At 71.6% G+C, this 18,161-nt stretch carries 10 protein-coding genes; 7 read left to right on the forward strand and 3 right to left on the reverse strand.

The features are described 5' to 3' along the window. Position 1 precedes the first annotated feature (1 nt). The 6 genes from murD (at position 2) to AB0C38_RS09365 (ending at position 7,163) form a co-directional block, all read left to right on the forward strand. Complete coding sequence (murD, locus tag AB0C38_RS09340) at positions 2–1,408, forward strand: UDP-N-acetylmuramoyl-L-alanine--D-glutamate ligase (RefSeq protein WP_360669107.1); 1,407 nt, start codon at positions 2–4, stop codon at positions 1,406–1,408. Continuing rightward, positions 1,395–2,897: a putative lipid II flippase FtsW gene (ftsW, locus tag AB0C38_RS09345; RefSeq protein ID WP_360669109.1), complete on the forward strand. Its 1,503-nt coding sequence runs from the start codon at positions 1,395–1,397 to the stop codon at positions 2,895–2,897. Before murD ends, ftsW begins: the two co-directional genes overlap by 14 nt. Next, positions 2,894–4,018, forward strand: a complete 1,125-nt coding sequence (gene murG, locus AB0C38_RS09350) for an undecaprenyldiphospho-muramoylpentapeptide beta-N-acetylglucosaminyltransferase (RefSeq protein ID WP_360669112.1) — start codon at positions 2,894–2,896, stop codon at positions 4,016–4,018. Before ftsW ends, murG begins: the two co-directional genes overlap by 4 nt. After that, positions 4,011–5,408, forward strand: a complete 1,398-nt coding sequence (gene murC / locus AB0C38_RS09355) for a UDP-N-acetylmuramate--L-alanine ligase (RefSeq protein WP_360669115.1) — start codon at positions 4,011–4,013, stop codon at positions 5,406–5,408. The genes murG and murC overlap by 8 nt, the downstream gene beginning before the upstream one ends. A 4-nt stretch (positions 5,409–5,412) precedes the next feature. Next, the gene (locus tag AB0C38_RS09360; protein ID WP_360669118.1) at positions 5,413–6,264 is read left to right on the forward strand and encodes an FtsQ-type POTRA domain-containing protein; all 852 of its coding nucleotides are present in this window, start codon (positions 5,413–5,415) and stop codon (positions 6,262–6,264) included. 74 nt (positions 6,265–6,338) lie between these two features. Further along, positions 6,339–7,163 (forward strand): NAD(P)H-binding protein, encoded by an 825-nt coding sequence (locus AB0C38_RS09365; RefSeq protein ID WP_360669121.1) that lies wholly within the window; start codon positions 6,339–6,341, stop codon positions 7,161–7,163. A gap of 1 nt (position 7,164) precedes the next feature. Here AB0C38_RS09365 and AB0C38_RS09370 read toward each other — a convergent pair whose 3' ends face one another. The 3 genes from AB0C38_RS09370 to AB0C38_RS09380 form a co-directional block, all read right to left on the reverse strand. After that, positions 7,165–7,668 (reverse strand): hypothetical protein, encoded by a 504-nt coding sequence (locus AB0C38_RS09370; RefSeq protein WP_360669124.1) that lies wholly within the window; start codon positions 7,666–7,668, stop codon positions 7,165–7,167. Continuing rightward, positions 7,665–16,091, reverse strand: coding sequence for a SpvB/TcaC N-terminal domain-containing protein (locus tag AB0C38_RS09375; protein ID WP_360669127.1), 8,427 nt, complete (start codon positions 16,089–16,091; stop codon positions 7,665–7,667). Before AB0C38_RS09375 ends, AB0C38_RS09370 begins: the two co-directional genes overlap by 4 nt. Before the next feature lie 254 nt (positions 16,092–16,345). Continuing rightward, complete coding sequence (locus AB0C38_RS09380) at positions 16,346–17,515, reverse strand: MFS transporter (RefSeq protein ID WP_360669130.1); 1,170 nt, start codon at positions 17,513–17,515, stop codon at positions 16,346–16,348. A gap of 77 nt (positions 17,516–17,592) precedes the next feature. Here AB0C38_RS09380 and AB0C38_RS09385 point away from each other — a divergent pair, with 77 nt between their 5' ends. Continuing rightward, entirely contained in the window at positions 17,593–18,129 is a 537-nt protein-coding gene (locus tag AB0C38_RS09385; protein WP_360669133.1) for a CGNR zinc finger domain-containing protein, read from the forward strand. Positions 18,130–18,161: the final 32 nt, after the last annotated feature.

The raw sequence follows: 18,161 nt of genomic DNA on the forward strand, positions 1-18,161 counted from the left end.
CTTGGACATCGCCGGTCGTCACGTCCTGGTCGCCGGTGCGGGGGTCACCGGGAAGTCGATCGTGCCCGTGCTCACCGAGCTGGGCGCGAAGGTCACCGTCACCGATGGCAACGCCGAGCGCCTGGCCGAGCTGGCGGGCCTCGGCGCCGAGCTGGTGCCGGGGCTGACCGAGCCACCCGAAGGTACAGCTCTCGTCGTCACCAGCCCCGGCTGGCGGCCTACGTCGCCGTTGCTGGTGGCCGCCGCCGAAGCGGGTGTCGAGGTGATCGGCGATGTCGAGCTGGCCTGGCGGGCCGGGCAGCTGCGCGACCACCCGCCGTCGTGGCTGGTGGTCACCGGCACCAACGGCAAGACGACCACGGTGGGCATGCTCGAGTCGATCCTCAAGGCGGCCGGCGCCCACGCCGTGGCCTGCGGGAACATCGGCTACGCGGCCCTCGACGCGGTGCGCGCGGGCTACGACGTGCTGGCCGTGGAGCTGTCGAGCTTCCAGCTGCACTGGTCCTCGACCCTGGCGCCGGACGCGGCCGTGGTGCTCAACCTGGCCGAAGACCACATCGACTGGCACGGCTCGATGGACGAATACGCTGCCGCCAAGGGACGCGTGTACACCCGGGCCAAGGTCGCCGTGCACAACGCCGACGACGAGTGGTCCACGCGGATCGCAGAGGAACACGCGGCCGCCGACGCCCGCCGCGTCGGGTTCCGGCTGGGCACCCCCTCCGCCGAAGAGCTGGGCCTCGTCGAGGACCTGCTGGTCGACCGTGCTTTCGTGGCCGACCCGGCGAACAGCGCCGAGGAGCTGGCCACGCTGGCCGACGTCCGCCCGGCCGGCCCCCACAACGTCTCGAACGCCCTCGCCGCGGCCGCGCTGGCCCGGGCCCACGGCGTCCCGCCGGAGGCCGTGCTGAAGGGCCTGCGCGAGTACCAGCCGGCCCCGCACCGGGCCGTCGAGGTGGCCGAGGTCGCCGGCGTGCGGTACGTCAACGACTCGAAGGCGACCAACCCGCACGCCGCCGGCGGGTCGCTGCGGGCGCACCAGAGCATCGTCTGGATCGCCGGGGGCCAGCTCAAGGGCGCCTCCGTCGACGAACTTGTGAGCAGCATCGCCGGCCGCCTCAGAGGAGTTGTGCTACTCGGTGTCGATTCACCCGTGATCGCCGCCGCGGTCGCGCGACACGCGCCGGATGTCCCGGTGAACAGCCTCCGTCCGGGTGACCATGAACCCATGACTGCGGCGGTGAGTGCGGCCAGCGCGATGGCCCGGCCAGGTGACGTGGTGCTGCTCGCACCCGCCGCGGCGTCGTTGGACATGTTCCGCAACTACGGCGAGCGCGGCGACGCGTTCGCCGCGGCGGTGCACGTCCTCCGCGACGACGCAGCGGGGGCGCCGAGTGACGGTCACTGACCCCAAGACCCGGACCGCGCCGAAGCGGCCGCGCCGCGAGCGTAAGGAAAGCGGGTTCGTCGCCTTCCGGACCGCGCTCACCGCGTGGCTCTCGCGCCCGCTCGCGTCCTTCCACCTCGTGCTCGCCCTCACCGGTGTGCTCACCGTCATCGGCATCGTCATGGTGCTGTCGGCGTCGTCGGTGGCGTCCTACAACCCGAAGACCGGCAGCGGCGTGTACTCGCTGTTCACCAAGCACCTCGTGTTCGTCGCGATCGGCGGCGTGGTGTTCTGGCTGGGCCTGCGGGTCAAGCTGGAGCGGATCCGGCGGATGTCGGCCACGGCGACCGTGATCTCCCTCGGCCTGCTGGTGCTCGTGCTCACCCCGCTCGGCTCGACGGTCAACGGCTCGCAGGGCTGGTTCCGGATCGGCGAGTTCACCTTCCAGCCGGTCGAGGCCGCGAAGGTCGCGCTGGCCTTCTGGGGCGCCCACATCCTGGTGATCAAGTACAACGTGATCCACCAGTGGCGGCACCTGCTGGTGCCGGTGGTGCCGATCGCGCTGCTGATGTTCGCCCTGGTCATGCTGCAGCCGGACCTCGGCGGCACGGTCACCCTGGCCGTGGTGCTGCTGGCGCTGCTGTGGTTCGCCGGCGCGCCGAAACGGCTGTTCGGCGTCATCCTCGCGGGCGGCCTGGCCGGCGTGCTCGTGCTCGCCGTGATCGCGCCCTACCGGCTCGCCCGGGTCATGTCGTTCCTCTCGCCGGACGCCGACGTCAGCGCCGAGGGCTTCCAGGCCAACCAGGCCAAGCTGGCGCTGGCCGACGGCGGGCTGTTCGGCAAGGGCCTCGGCCAGGGCGCGGCCAGCTGGAACTACCTGCCGAACGTGCAGAACGACTTCATCTTCGCCCTGATCGGCGAGGAGCTCGGGCTGATCGGCTGCGTCGTCGTGCTCGCCCTGTTCGCCGGGGTCGCCGTCGTGGGCCTGCGGATCGCCACCCGCAACATCGACCCGTGGATCCGGATCGTCTCCGGCACGCTGACCGTGTTCCTCGTCGCGCAGGCCGGTATCAACATCGGCTACGTCGTCGGCTTGCTGCCGGTCACCGGCGTCACGCTGCCGCTGATCTCCTACGGCGGCACCTCGCTGGTGATCACCATGCTCATCATGGGCGTGCTCGCGAACGCCGCCCGGCACGAACCGGAGGCGGTGGCCGCACTGCGCACACAGGGGCCGGGTAAATTCGGACGCCTGCTGCGGCTGCCCGCGCCCGATCCGTACCGCCCGCCCGCCACCCGCAAGGGTGCGGCGCGCACCGGGGCGAAGGCGGCCAGGCCCGCGCCCCGTGCGGCGCGGCCCGCCCCGGCGCAGGAACGACGCAGGTCGGTCCGCGAGCCGGTGCGCCGCAGCGCGGCACGGACGAGCACGGCCACGTCTCGCGGCGGGGCCGCGCGGTCAACAGCGAGCCGTGGTACCCGGAGTACCGCGAACCGGAGAGGTCATTGGTGAGTAAGCCCGTCAAGGGAACCGAGCGATCAGCCGCGGGCCGGGCGCCTGTGGTCGTGGTCGCCGGTGGTGGCACCGCAGGACACATCGAACCCGCACTCGCCCTGGCCGACGCCGTCATGCGGCTGCGCCCGGACGCGACGGTGATCGCCCTCGGGACCGAGCGCGGCCTGGAGAGCAAGCTCGTCCCGGCCCGCGGCTACGAGCTGGAGCTGATCCCGCCGGTCCCGCTGCCGCGCAAGCCGACGCCGGAGCTGCTGCGGCTGCCCCTGAAGGTCCGCGACTCGGTGCGGCGCACCCGCGAGGTCCTGGACCGGGTCGGCGCGGACGTCGTCGTCGGCTTCGGCGGCTACGTCGCCCTGCCCGCCTACCTGGCCGCCCGCGGCCGCGTCCCGATCGTCGTGCACGAGGCCAACCAGTCGCCGGGCCTGGCGAACAAGGTGGGCGCGCGGTTCGCCAAGCGGGTCGCCGTCGCGGTCGCGGGCACGCCGCTGCCGAAGGCCGAGGTCGTCGGGATCCCGCTGCGGCGGTCGATCACGTCGCTCGACCGGGCCGCGCTGCGCGCCGAGGCCCGCGAGCACTTCGGGCTGGACCCGGACGCGCCGACGCTGCTGGTGTTCGGCGGCTCGCAGGGCGCGCAGTCGATCAACTCCGCGCTGTCCGGCGCGGCGAAGGACCTGGCGGATGCCGGGGTCGGCGTGCTGCACGCGCACGGCCCGAAGAACACCCTGGTCGTGCAGGAGTTCCCGGGCAAGCCGGCGTACGTGCCGGTGCCGTACCTGGAGCGGATGGACCTGGCCTACGCCGCGGCCGACGTCGCGGTGTGCCGCTCGGGCGCGATGACCGTCGCCGAGGTGACGGCGGTCGGGCTGCCCGCGGTGTTCGTCCCGCTGCCGCACGGCAACGGCGAGCAGGCCACCAACGCGCGGCCCGCGGTCGACGCCGGCGCGGCGCTGATGGTCTTCGACGGCGACCTCACCGCGGCCAAGGTCGCCGACCTGGTCGTCCCGCTGGTCACCGACGCCGACCGCGTCGCGAAGATGGGCGCGGCCGCGGTCGGCATGGGCCACCGCGAAGCCGACGAACTGCTCGCTCGCATCGTCTTGGAGGCCGCTGGTGCTTGAGTTGCCTGAGGAGCTGCGCCGGGCGCACCTGATCGGGATCGGCGGGGCCGGCATGTCCGGCATCGCGCGGATCCTGCTGGCCCGGGGCGCTTTCGTGTCGGGTTCGGACGCCAAGGAGTCGCGCGCGCTGCTGTCGCTGCGCGCCCAGGGCGCGGAGCTGTTCGTCGGCCAGAGCGCCGGGAACATTTCCGCCTTGGCCGAGCCGCCGTCCGCGGTGGTCGTTTCGACGGCCATCAAGGAGACCAACCCGGAGCTCGTCGCGGCGCGGGCCGCGGGCATCCCGGTACTGCACCGGGCGCAGGCGCTGGCCGGGCTGATGGAAGGCCACCGCGTCGCCTGCATCGCGGGCACGCACGGCAAGACGTCGACGACGTCGATGCTCACCGTGGCGCTGCAGCACTGCCGGCTCGACCCGTCGTTCGCCATCGGCGGCGACCTCAACGAGTCCGGTGCCAACGCCCACCACGGCGAGGGCGGCGTCTTCGTCGCCGAGGCCGACGAGAGCGACGGCTCGTTCCTGACCTACTCGCCGTCGGTCGCGGTGGTGACGAACGTCGAGCCGGACCACCTGGACCACCACGGCACGGCCGAGGCCTACACGAAGGTGTTCACCGAGTTCGTCGGCCGGATCGTGCCGGGCGGGCTGCTGATCGTCTGCGGCGACGACGCCGCGGCGGACGAGCTGGGCAAGCAGGCTGCCGAGCTGGGCGTCCGGGTTCGTCGTTACGGCCGCACGGTCACCGACGAAGGTGACGCCCGCATCCTCGACTACACCCCGGCTCCGGATGGCGGAGTCGTGCGCCTGTTGCTGGACGGCTCCGAGCTGTCAGTGCGGGTCGCGGTGCCGGGTGAGCACATGGCGCTCAACGCGGTCGCGGCCCTGCTGGCCGGGCTCGAGCTGGGCGCCCCGGCCGAGGGACTGGCCGAGGGGCTGGCGGCTTTCGGGGGCGTGCGGCGGCGGTTCGAGTTCAAGGGCCGCTCCGGCGACGTCCGCGTCTACGACGACTATGCCCACCACCCGACCGAGGTCGCCGCGCAGCTGCGCGCGGTGCGGACCGCGGCCGGGGCCGGCCGGGTCGTCGTCGTGTTCCAGCCGCACCTGTACTCGCGGACGAAGCTGTTTTCGGCGGAGTTCGCTTCGGCGTTGTCCTTGGCCGACGAGGTCGTCGTGCTGGACGTCTACGGCGCCCGCGAGGAGCCGGAGCCGGGCGTGACCGGGGCGCTGATCGCCGACGCGGTGACCGTGCCGGTGCACTACGAGCCCGCGTTCGACGTCGCCGCCGGCCTGGCGGCGAGCCTCGCTCACGGGGGCGACCTCGTCGTCACCATGGGCGCCGGGGACGTGACCCAGCTGGGCCCGGAGATCCTCGCCGAGCTGGACAAGCGCTGAGCTCATGAGTCCGACCAGGGAACGCCGCCGTCCGTCCGAAGAGGACGAACGGGATCGCGCTGCCCTGGCGCGGGAACGCCGGGGGCGGCGCTCCGAAGAGGAACGCCGCCGCACCCGCGCCGCGCGCCCGAAGCCCGGTGCGCGCCCGAAGCCCAGTGCGCGCACCCGGCCCACCCGGCAGGTGGAGATCCGCCGCCGGTGGGTCGCGCTGCTCACCGTGCTGACCCTCGTCGCGCTGGTCTACCTGCTGTTCTTCAGCTCGATGCTCGGGGCGAAGGACGTCTCGGTCAGCGGCTCGCGCACGGTGACGGCCGACCAGATCCGCGCGGTGGCGGCGGTGCCGGTGGACAAGCCGATGCTGCGGCTGAGCACGGACGAGATCCGCGACCGGGTGGCGGCGATGCCGGGCATCGCGACGGTCGAGGTGTCGCGCTCGTGGCCGAACACGGTCGAGATCACGGTGACCGAGCGGACGGCGATCGCGTTCTTCGACAGCGGCCCGGGCGGCGACGGAGTCCACCTCGTCGACGGCGGCGGCGTGGTGTTCAAGACCGTGCCCGCCCGCCCGGCGGGGTTGCCGGAGCTCAAGCTGCCCAAGGTGTCGGCGGACGACCCGGTGACGCGCGCGGTGACGGCGGTGCTGGGGGTGATCCCGGAGCAGCTGCTGAAGCAGGTCACGACGGCGACGGCGAAGACCCCGGCGAGCGTGGAGTTCACGCTGTCGAGCGGCAAGATCGTCCGCTGGGGGACGGCGGAGCAGACGGACCGCAAGGCCAAGGTCCTCGCCGCGCTGCTCACCCAGGACGGCAAGGTCTACGACGTCGCGGCGCCCGAGCTGCCGACCATCACCTCCTGAAATCCGTTTTATGGGCATCCTGGTTCTCGTATGCCGTACGATCTCGTATGGCATACGAGAATGAGGAGGGTGTCATGACGATCCTGGTGACGGGCGCGACCGGCAGCGTGGGCCGCCTGGTGGTGGACGAGCTGCTCGAAGCCGGCGTACCCGTGCGGGCGCTGACCATCGACCCCGGCCGCGCGAAGCTGCCGCCGGAAGCCGAGGTGGTCGTCGGGTCGCTCGCGAAACCGTCGACACTGCCGCTGGAGGGTGTCGACGCCGTGTACCTCGCTCCGATGGCGCGGACCGTCCGAAAGTTCTGCGAACTGGCCACCGAAGCGGGCATCAAGCGGGTCGTCGCGCTGTCGGGCAGCAGCGTCGGCGACGACCACGAAGGCTCCAGCGGCAACGAATACGGCGCTGTCGAGAAGGCGGTCCGCGAAGCCGGCTTCGCGTGGACGTTCCTGCGGCCCGGCGTCTTCATGAACAACACCCTCGACTGGGCGCCCATGGTCCACGCGGGCGAAGCCGCGATGGCCTACGGCGACGCGACCCAGACCCCGATCGACCTGAAAGACATCGCCGCCGTGGCCGCCCACGTGCTCACCACCGAAGGCCACGAAACCGCCACCTACGTCCTCAGCGGACCCGAGGCGATCAGCCTGCGTGGCCAGGTCGAGACCCTGGAATCCGTGCTGGGCAAAGAAATCCGCTTCCACGAGCTGACCCGCGCCGAGCAGCGCGCGCAGTGGGTCGGGTACGGCGTCCCCGAACAGGCCGTCGACTGGCTCCTGGACGGCTTCGAGGAATCCCTCCGGCACCCGCAGGTCCCGACCGGCGTCGTCGAGAAGCTGCTCGGCCGCCCCGGGACGACGTACGCCGAATGGGCCGAGGCGAACCGGGCGGTGTTCTCCTAGCTCACAACGCGCGGACGAACCCGACCGCGCGCTGCCAGCGTTCGTCGCCGGCCAGGGCCCGCTCCGCCTCCGGCTGGCGGAGCGGGCGCCCGGCGGCTCGGGCGTGGTCGTTGGCCAGCATCGTGAACGCGCCCTCCAGGTACGTCGTCACGGTCGCCCGCAAGGTGGACTCGAGGTCGTCGTCCGCCAGGGCGGCCAACAGCATCGTCGTGACGTCGAGGACGTGCTGCCACTCGGGCGACCCGTCGTCTTCGACGTCGAACGCGCCGAGCCGCGCCAGGTCCTCGTCCGCCGGATCGGCCGAACCCGTGGCCCGGGCCAGCGCCGTGCCGAACGCCGCGTCGGCCGCGGTCCGCAGGTGCGGCCACTTGACCCACCCGGGGCCGGCTCGGACGTAGACCCGCGCCCAGATCGAGGCGCAGGCCGCCCAGCCGTCCGCCGGGGGGCGAGTGGCCAGCCCGCTGGTCGTCTCGCCGACCAGCGAGCCGATGTCGACCGACGTCATTCGGCTCCCTCGATGATGCCCGTGACGATCTTCGCGCACATGTCCGGGCACGGTAGCGGCTTGTTGTACTTCGCCTGGGCGATGCCCCACCGGACCTGCGTCGCGCCCTCCGGTACCGCCCTGAGGATGTTCATCTCCGCGTGCAGCGGCCCGCTGACGAGATTGGCTTCCGGCACGCCGAGCTCCACCAGGCGGGCTTTCTGCGCGGTCGACAGCGAGCCACCGGAACGCGCGGCGAAGATCGCCGTCGTGCCGTCGGCCAGCCTCGTTTCGTGCAACGCCACGGTGGACATCGCGTGCCTGATGTGCCCGCCCTTCTCGGCCAGAGCCAGGTTGTGCACCTCGACCGCGGCGGTGCGCAGCGCGCCCGGCTGCGACAGCCCGCCGGCGATCAGGCCGGTGGCACCCACCGTCCGGGCGCCGCCACCGCCACCGCCGCCGGCCGTCATCCCGAGGAGCTGGGGTGACCGGGTGGCCGCCGACATGACCATCGAGGCGCCGAAGGAAGCGGAGGCTTCGCCCAGGTCGACGGACTGCTTGCTCAGCCCGGTCGTCGCCTGGATGGCCTGGCTGGTCAGCGAGCTCTCGTCCTCGCCGGAGACGAGCTGCCGCAGGCCGGTGGCCGCGGTGTCGGCGCCGTGGACGAACACCACGGCTCCGGCGACCGCGCCGACGCCGGTCCACGACGCCGCCACGCCGAACGCGGCTCCCGTGGCGGCTTCGGAGAACCCGCCGACCAGCTTCAGCCCGCCGATGACCCGGTTCCACGTGCTGAGCCCGTCCGGATCGGCCAGCCGCACCGGGTTGTCCGACGCGTAGCTGTAGGACGCCAGGTTGAACGGCTGGGCGACGCCGCCGTTCGGTGCACCGTCCAAATAGGAGCCGGCGGCGGGGTCGGCGCTCTGCCAGAGGTTCGTCCGCGGGTTGTAGTAGCGGGCGCCGTAGAAGTAGAGCCCGGTCTCCTTGTCGAACTCCTTGCCGTTGTACTGGTACGGCACCGGTTCCTGGGTCTTGTTCTCCTCGACCCAGCTTTCCCCGTAGGCGAAGTACTCCTGGTGCGAGGCGAGCTTGCCGCGTTCGTCGGTGACGTACGTGGCCGAGCCCAGCTGGTCGGCGTGGAAGTAGAACTGGTCGTGCTCGTAGCCCGAGTCGCCGGCCTTCTTGGACAGCAACCGGGTGTCACCGAGGAAGTAGTGCTTGACGGCCTTGCCGTCGACCCGGCTGTAGGTGGTGCCGATCGCGACGTGGGTCTGCTTGCCCTCCTTGGCGACCCGGTTGCCGGCGTCGTCGTAGACGAACCGGACGGTGGGCTGGTCGCCCTTGTCGTCACAGGACGCGGGTTCCTGCTTGACCGTGTCGTCTTCGTCGTCGTAGGCGCACTCGAGCCGGTTCTCCTCGTTCCAGACGAACTGGGTCCGCTGGCCGCCGCCGGTGTCGGCGGCCAGCACCACGGAGTCCGCACCCGCGGCGTCGGCGCTCCTGCCGCCGGTGATGTCGATCAGGTTGCCGCCGGCGTCGTACTTCTGGACGTCGGTGCCGACCTTGCTCGGCGCGTGCGGCCGGTCGGCGTAGGTGTACTTCTGCGTGTAGCTGGTCTTGCCCTGCGGCTGGGTGGCCCCCGACGGGGCCGTGAGCTCGTGCTTCTGCTGCTTGGTCGTGGTGTTGTTGATCGTGTCGTAGGCGAGGTCCAGCCGGTAGTGGTCGAGCTTCGCGTTGTCGTTGCGGTACGAGCCGGTCGCCGAGGTGAGCCGGTAGAGGTCGTCGTAGCCGTAGGTCTGGCTGCTGGGCCCGCCGAGCTCCTTGGCGCCCGGCACCGCGACGTCGTTGGTCAGCGTCGTGACGTTGCCGACCTCGTCGTAGCCGTAGGAGAGGTTCTGGAACGTGTTTCCGTCGGGCTGGGCCGACTTCAGCGTGGCCAGGCGCCGGTCGGTCTCGTTGTAGCCGTACGTCGTCCGGACGCCGGAACCCGTCTCCTGCAGGACTTTCTGCTCGAACTTGTCGTAGTCCAGCCGGGCCAGGTAGGTGTACTGATTGCTGCCCTTGACCCCGATGGCCGTGGTGACCTGGCCGCCGGTGTCGTAGCCGTAGGTGAGCTCCTCCCCGTCGGGGTAGGTGGTCTCCAGCACCCGGTTCCAGGTGTCGTACCGGGTCGTCGTGGTGAACGACTTCGCCCGGTCGTCCTTGGTGCCCACGTCGCTGCCGAGCGTCCGGGTTTCCCGCGTCAGCTCGCCGAGCGGTCCGTAGCCGCGGGTCACCGTGCCGGCGGCGTCGTGGGTCGACGTGATCCGGCCGGCGCCGTTCTCCGGAGCGCCCAGCGCGCCGTAGGTGTAGGTGACGTCGTTGCCGGTGAAGACCGGGTACCGGATCCCGGTCAGGCGCGTGAACTCGTAGTCGTACTGGATCGCCTTGCGCTGGGCGCGCAGTTGCGGCGTCACCTTGCCGGTGACGTTGCCGGCCAGGTCATAGGCGGTCTCGACCTTTCCCGAGTCCGGGCTCTCCACGACCGTGCGCCGGCCGAAGTTGTCGTACGCCGCCTTCGTCGCGTTGCCGCGGTCGTCGGCGACGGACGTGATCTGGCCCATCGCGTCGTAGCCGTAGCTCGTCCAGATCACCGGCTGGCCGCCGGCGGGGTTGGCTTCCTTGACCGCGGTGGTCAGCTCCCGCGTGTCGGAGTAGCTGCGGCGCTGCTTGCCGTTGGCGTCGGTGGAGACCGTTTCGAACCGGGTCGTGCCGGACCGGTCGGGCCCGAACCCGAACGCCGTGGCGGACTCGCTGCCGTCCGGGATCACGGTGCGGGTCGTGCGGTCGAGGACGTCGTAGCCCAGCCGCGTCGGGGTGACGGGGTCGACCGCGCCACTGAACGTGAAGTTGTGGTCTCCCTTCGGTTCGGTGACCGGGTAGAACTGCTCGACGGCGCGCCCGGCGAAGTCGTACACCGCGTGCCCGGACACGGTCATCACGGCCACCGGGTCCGCCCCGGGCTCGGGTGGGACGCTCGCGTCCTTCTTGGTCTGCAGCACCCGGTCGAGCCCGTCGGTGAACTGGACGACGTCGATGGTGTCGTCCCGGACGCTGCCGGCCGTGGTGTCGATGTGCCGGCTGACCGCGTACGGAACCACGGCTTCGGGGTGGTACTCGAAGCTCACGGTCACCCGGTTCTCCGGGATCTCGTACGGTCCGGCCACGAAGGACACCCGGCCGAACCGGTCGTAGTTCGTGTGCACGCGCTGGAAGTTCTTGTCCAGCGTGGACTCCGGCAAGCCGTACTTGTAGTTGTGCGTGGTGACCGTGCGGTAGCCGTAGCTGTCCACGATGGTCTCGATGTGGACGCCGACCACGGGGTCGTAGCCGTAGTCCAGCCGGTACCGCTGGCCGGCCTTGTTCGCCGGCCCGACGACGGCCTTGAGGTTGCCGTTGCCGAGGTACTCCAGGTCCGTGACGGCCTTCGAACCGTCGGCCAGCATCGCCCGCACCTGCCGGACGTCACCGGTCGCACAGTCCACTGTGGACTCCCGGTGCCGGGTCGTGGCCTTGGCCGCGACGGCCACCACGTCCAGGACGTCGGGCAGGCCCACGATGTTGCGGTCGCGGCAGGCCGGGTCGGTCGCCGTGTACCGCATCTTGGTCTCGACGTCGTCAGCGGCCCCGGTGTCCGCGGTGTCGAGGACGCGGGTCAGGTTGCCGAACTGGTCGTACTCGTTCTCGGTCGCGGTCGTCTTGCCCGCTGCCGCGCCACCTTCGTAGAACCGCTCTTCGGTGCGCGCGAGGAGCGGGAACACCGTGGCACCGGTGCTCGCCGGGTCCGCGACCTTGCCGGTGGCCACGTCCCGCAGGACGTAGCTGTTGAGCGTTTCGGTGAACAGGCGCCCGCCGCCGTCGGCGGTGAAGGTCCGGGTGAGCAAGCCGCGCGCGTAAATCGTGTCGGTGCGGTATTCGCTGGTGGTGCTGCGGTAGACCGCGTCGCCCGCGCCGGGGTCGCGCTGTTCGCTGAGCACGCGCCCGTAGCCGGTGAACTGCCTTTCCAGCCGGTCGAACCGGCCGTCGGTGTAGCGGAAGGTGGACGTCTGGAGGTCCTGGCCGTCACCCGGGTGGCCGTCGAACAGCGTCGTGCGCGACAGCACCCAGCGCGACTGCGGCAGGTTCTCCGTGTTGCCGTCGCGGGTGTAGTCGAGCTCGAACCGGGCGCCCAGCGGGCGGTTCACCGTGCGCAGCAGGTTCGTGCGCCCGGTCCGGTTCTCCGCGACGACCAGCTCGTCGTCGCGGGTGGAGCGGACCTGGTCGGCGTACCCGTCGCCGTTCACGTCCCGCAGCGCGACCTCGGCCCGCCCGATGCCCCGGGAGGTGTCGGCGCCGGGGTTGAACACGACGCAGCCGCCGGCCAGGATGCCCAGGCAGAACCCGAAGGTGAAGTAGGCACCCGCGCCGAGGTTCGCGGCGGAGTCGGTGGTGATCCCGGCCTGGCTGCCGCCGAACGGCGTCGGGGCCGTGAAGCCGCTGCCGGTGTTGATCGCGACGGACAGGGGCTGGCCGTTGCGGGAGAACACGCGGTCCGCGAGGCCGTCGCCGGTGACGTCCTGGAGCCCGGCTTCGGTCTTCGCCTGGCTGGTGGTGGCGGAGACGCCGCCCGCCAGACCGTAGAAGTCGGTGTTGAACCCGAGGTTGGCGGCGCTGCTGCGGGTGGTGGAGTCGGCGAGCGGGCCACCCGGCCACGGTTCGGGCGCCGCGAACCGGTACCCGAGGTTGAGCGCCGCGGTCCCGTCGGCGTAGACGCGGTCCGGCAGGGTGTCACCGTTGATGTCCAGCAGGTCGAACGCGGCGTCGGACTCACCGCCGCCGACGCTGCCGCCGATCCCGAGGTTCGGCAGCTCGCTGCCGGACTCCGCCGTGGTGGCCGACCGGTCCGCCGAGGGCGCGGACTGACCGCGTCCGTTGGCTTCGGTCCGCGCGGGGCTGCCGGCGTTCGCCGACGCCGTGAACGCCGTGGAGTCGGATTCGCGCACGCTGCCGGTGCCGAGGCTGCCCCGCGTCGCGCCGAGCCCGCCGGTCACGTCGGAGTACTGGATCCCGGCCGGGCCGACGACGTCGGGGAAGCGGTCGCCGTTGAGGTCGACGAAGTCCACCTGCCCGGAGCTGCGGCCGCGGGCCACGCTCGCCCCGGCCCCGATCGGGATCCCGGGCAGGCTCGCGCCGAACGTGGTCGAGACCTGCTGCGTGCGCGCCACCCGGGACACGCCGGTCGCGCCGGCGAGGTCCGCGTCCTGGGCGACGTCGATGCGGTCGGTGCCGAACCGGGACGAGGCCGCGCCGCCGGCGGCGACCCACGTGTTGCCGTCGTCGCTGCCCCAGCGGTCCAGCGCGGGCCGCGGCGCGAGCACGACCGCGTTCGGCCGGCTGACGCGCCCGTCGAAGCCGGGCACGTCCGATTCCTGGGGAGCGCCCGGGATCTTGTCGCGGTAGCTCGCGTCGAGCACGAGGTCGGACTGCTTGATCGGCGCCGTCGCGCGGTCGCGGTTGCCCTGGTAGCCGATGGCCGCCCAGCCGCGGTAGGGCTGCGCGAAGGCACCCTGCTCGGCCGCGGCGTGCACCGCGCTCGGGACCGGTGTGAAGGCCATGCCGTCGGTGCTGACCGACGCCGACTGGGTGATCACCTTCGCCGGCAGCCCGGTGTCGAGCGCCGAGTAGTCGAAGAACAGCTCGTCACCTTCGGCCACCGGCACGGTCACCCGCAGGGACTCCGGGGCCGGCACCTCGCCGGCGACGACGTCGATCACGCGCTTGGCCAGCAGCGCGCCGCGCCGCTTGACGGTGAACACGACGTGCGCGTCCCCGTCGAGCGCCAGCTCGGGCTGGACGACCAGGTCGCCGGCGCGGTCCGCGGTGTAGGTGCCCTGCGGTGCGGTGGAGCTGTCGACCGGGTACAGGTCCAGGTCGAACGGCGGGTCGATGACCAGGGTGGGGTTGCCCTGCTGGTCGACGACCGGTACGCCGCCCGCGGCCGCGACGTAGTGCGCTCGCGGCACCCAGTTCAGCGTCCCCGCGTCGATCGGGGAATCCACCTTCAGCCGCCAGGACAGCGTGTCGTTCGCCGACACCGGGATGTCGAGGTCGATCGGCACGGTCGTCCCGCTCGCCGCGGGCAGGGTGCGGCTGAAGACGTCGGCGCCGTTGCGCGTGATCACCACCGCGACGTCGTCGGTCGTCGGGCCGACCTTGGCCACGTCACCAGAGAGGTGCAGGGTGCCGGTCAGGGGAGCGGTGACCGTCGAGGGCCGGCCGCCCAGGGTGAAGTCGCGCGAAGCGAGGTAGCGGTAGGCGTCGAGGCCGTTGACGTCGGTCGCCGGCGTGACCCCGGTGTAGGTGACGTCGGGATCCCAGTCGACCTGGTCGAAGCGGCCGTCGGCGACCGACTGGACGCGGAAGTAGAGCCGGTCGCCGCGGTGCACCGCGACACTGTCCACACCGGACGGTGCGTACCCGGCGTGGTCGCGCGCGGTGATGCGCTGCGCCCACAGCTCGGTGTCCTCGTGCTGCACGGCCACCCGGACGCCGTCGGCGGCGCGGTCGGCACCGGGGTCGGCGGTCAGCTTCGCCGCGCCGGCGATCCGCACGGTGCCGTCGTAGGGCGCGATCCACCGGCGCACGCTGTCGAGCAGCGGGAAGGCGTCGACCTGCCGCTCGATCTCGGCGGTCTGGTCGCCGACGATCGTCCCGCCGGCGGTGCCGCTGCCGATCGGCACCGGGGTGTCGTTGCTGTCGGCGGTGTAGACCGGGTTGCCCTGGGCGTCGAGGTGGCCGAACAGCACACCGCCGTCGTTCACCAGGTCGGCGATGCCGTCGGCGTTGACGTCGGTGAGGTACCGGTCGGTGCGCGTCGTGGTCGAGACCTGGTCCAGCTGCGCGGCCACCCCGAAGTACGCCTCGACCCCCGAGGTCGTCGACCGGGTCGACTCTTCCGAGATGCCCGGCAGGTTCGAGAGCTTGATCGGGGTGTCGCCGAACTTCGGCGCGCCGCCGGGCCCGGCCAGGTTCGGCCGGTAGAAGACGCCGGCGCCGGTCCGGAACACCTTGTCCGGCAACGAGTCGCCGTTGACGTCGGTCAGGGAGAGCAGGCCCTCGGACGTGCCGGCGCTGAAGCCGGCCTTGGCGCCCGCGGAGCCGGACTTGCGGGGCACGGCCGGGTTGAACCCGACGTAGAGGTGCCCGCCGGCGCTGCGCGAGGTGGTTGCCGACAGCGCGCTCGCGTGGCCGCCGGGAACGCTTTCCCCGAGAGAGTCGCCCGGGACGCCCCACCCGAGCGGGTCGCCGAACGCCTGGTACCCGCCGTCGGCGGTGCGGATGTCGTCGTAGTAGTCGAAGGTGTGCGTGGTGAAGGGGGAGCCGTCTTCGCCGAACTGCGTCACCGACCGCAGCAGGGTCTTGGCGAAGGCGCCGGTGCGGTAGTTCAGCTCGTAGCTTCGGATCGGCTTGTCGTCGATGAGGATGTCGACCCGGCGCAGCAGATCGGCGGTGACCTGCTTGAACCCGTTCCGCCCGTCGATCACGACGTCCGGCCGCCGGGGCTCGCCGCGCTCGCGGTCCCGGGTGAAGGTGATGCTGTAGCGGCCTTCGATCTTGCCCTGGCCGGTGTAGGTGATCTTCTTCGCGTACAGCGCGACGCCGGGCACGGTGCCCCCGATGACGCCCGGGTCGCTCACCCGGACGTGGTGGTAGCGCACGAAGTTGTCGTGGGTGTCCCGGGTTTCGCTCAGGGCCCAGACGGCGATGTCGCCCGCGTCGTCGGTGAGGGTGGTGCTGTCGGCGGTGGCGGTGGCGGGACCACCGAAGATCGACCGCGTGCCTTTCTTGTCGGTGACCTCCCACCAATATTCGCGCGGGGTGGCACCGTGCCGGACGATTTTGCGGAATTGTCCTTCGACACGGGTGTGGAACACCTTTTCCGCGGTCCGCGCTTGCAGTGGCGTCCGATTGGCCACCGGGGTGAGCTGTTCGCCGTCGAGCAGATAGGTCTCGGTTTCGAGGCCGGCGTCGTAGCGCGGCACGCCCCAGCGGGTGTCGATGGTGATCGACGACACCGGCAGGTCCCACCCGGCGCCGGCCCAGCCGCCGGTGCCCGACGAGTTGTACGCGAGCGACAGCTGCGGCTGCGCGTCACCCCGGCCCGGCGGCAGTTCGATCGGGTAGCCCAGCCGCGCTTCGCCGCTGTTGTTCGCCGTCGGCGGCTCGATCAGGTTGACCCCGGTGCCGGGGTCGGCCGCCTGGATTCCCTTGAGCTGGTTGGGGTTGAAGGACACGCCGTCCGGGTGGGCGGGCACGTCGGCCACCCCGGCCCCGGGCGCGGCGGTGGTCAGCAGCGGCGCGAGGCCGGCGTTCTGGGCCGGGGGCAGCAGGGCCAGGACGAGGAGGAGAACCACTCCCCGGGCCACGTGCTTGCGGTTCTTTCGAAGGGTGACCGACAGGCGACGACGAGGGTTCCAGGCCATGATCCCGAGACCTCCAGTTGGGTGGCACCGGAGTCGTCGTGTCGATCAGCTGGAGAGTTACCGTTTTTGTCCGGTTTTCGTCACTTCCGGACATTTGCGGCCGTAAAGCCGCTTATGGACTGAATCCATTGCGGCAAGCGTCTGGGCTTTTCGGCTGCACTGTGGACGGTGGACGGGTTTTGTCGAATTCATCGATTTCACACCCGGGTGCGTGTCATTCCGGCCAGGCCGAGCAGCGGGAGGACGCCGGCGAAGACGACGACCGCCGTCCAGCCGCCGAGGTGGTAGGCGATCGAGCCCGCCTGGGAGCCGATCGCGCCGCCGATGAAGAACGTGCCCAGGTAGATGCTGTTGACCCGGGCGCGGGCCGACGGGTCGAGCTGGTAGATCACGTGCTGGCCGGTCACCAGTGTCGCCTGGACGGCCATGTCGACCGCGATCGCCGCGATCGCCAGCAGGATCACGCTGTGCGCGCCGAAGCCGGCGAGCGCAAAAGCCGCGGCGCACAGCACGAACGCGCCCGCGGTGAGCTGCCGGCCGTGGCCGTGGTCGGACCACCGCCCGGCCAGCGGCGCCACCGCGGCGCCGGCCGCCCCGGCCAGGGCGAACAGGCCGACGCCCAGCTGGCTGTAGTTGAACGGTGGTGCGGTCAGCACAAAGGCGATCGTCGTCCAGAACGCGCTGAACGACCCGAACATCGCCGACTGGTACAGCGCGCGGTGGCGGAGGTCGGGGTGCTTCTTCCACATCGCCAGGGTCGAGCGCAGCAGCTGTCCATAGTGGACGTCGGTCTTGGGTGCGCGGCGCGGCAGGATGAACCGGAGCACGACGGCGAGCGCGGCCATCGCGGCCGCCGAGATCAGGAACACCACGCGCCAGCTCGTCACCTCGGCCAGGAAGCTGGCGACCACGCGCGAGAGCAGGATGCCGAACAGCAGCCCGCTCACGACGCGCCCGACGATCCGGCCGCGGATGGCGTCGGGGGAGATGTCGGCGGCGAACGGGATGAGGATCTGCACGACGACCGACGTCGCCCCGACGACGAGGGAGGCGATGAGCAGCACGACGAACCCCGGGGCGACGCCGGTGACGACGAGGCCGGCGCACGCGACCGCGAGCAGCGTCGCGACGAGCCCGCGGTTCTCGAGGCGGTCACCGAGCGGGACGAGCAGCAGCATCCCGGCGGCGTAGCCGATCTGGGTGGCGGTGACGACCCCGCCGGCGGCGGCCTCGCCGACGCCGAAGGTCTGCCGCAGCTCGGCGAGCAGCGGCTGGGCGTAGTAGAGGTTGGCGACGGTCAGTCCACAGGAGACGGCCAGCAGCAGCACGAGCCAGCCGGGCGGGGCTTTCTGCTCGGTCTCGGTCATGCGCGCCCCCTCGTGGAACCGGTTTGATCGGTTCCCGACGGTACCAGTCAAACCGGTTCCGGCGTACTGTGACCAGAATGACGGACCGATTCCGCGCGGGAGCGGGCAGACTGTGCCTCGACTTCATCCGGACGCTGCGCTACCGCGGAACACCCGCTCCGGTGGAGGAACTCCCGGACGCATCGGCGTGGGGAGCGTGGATCGACGCGTTCGGCCCGTTCGGGACACCGGTGCGCCCTGCGTCGGTGGACGATGCGTGGGCGGCGCGCGAGTCGATCCACGCGTTGCTCACGGACGCCTTGCGTCCCTCGCTGCGACAGCGCCTGAACAGCTTCGCGGCCTTGCCGGTCCCTGCGCCCGCCCTGACGCCGTCGGGCGAACTGCGTTGGCAGGCGGACGATCCGGCGTCGGCGATGCTGGCCCTGCTGGTCCGGGACGCACTGGAGCTGGTGACGTCACCGGAGTTCGCGAGGGTCCGCCGTTGCGCCGGTCCGGCGTGCGGCGCGCTGTTCCTCGACACGTCACGCCCGGGAACGCGACGGTGGTGCTCGATGGAGATCTGCGGGAACCAGGCGAAGAAGTCGACTTATCGAGCCAAGGCCGAGACTCGCTGATAGCGCCCCAATGTGGCGTTGGTTGCGTCAGA

Source organism: Amycolatopsis sp. NPDC048633, assembly GCF_040650695.1.
In the GTDB taxonomy this organism is placed as follows: Bacteria; Actinomycetota; Actinomycetes; order Mycobacteriales; family Pseudonocardiaceae; genus Amycolatopsis.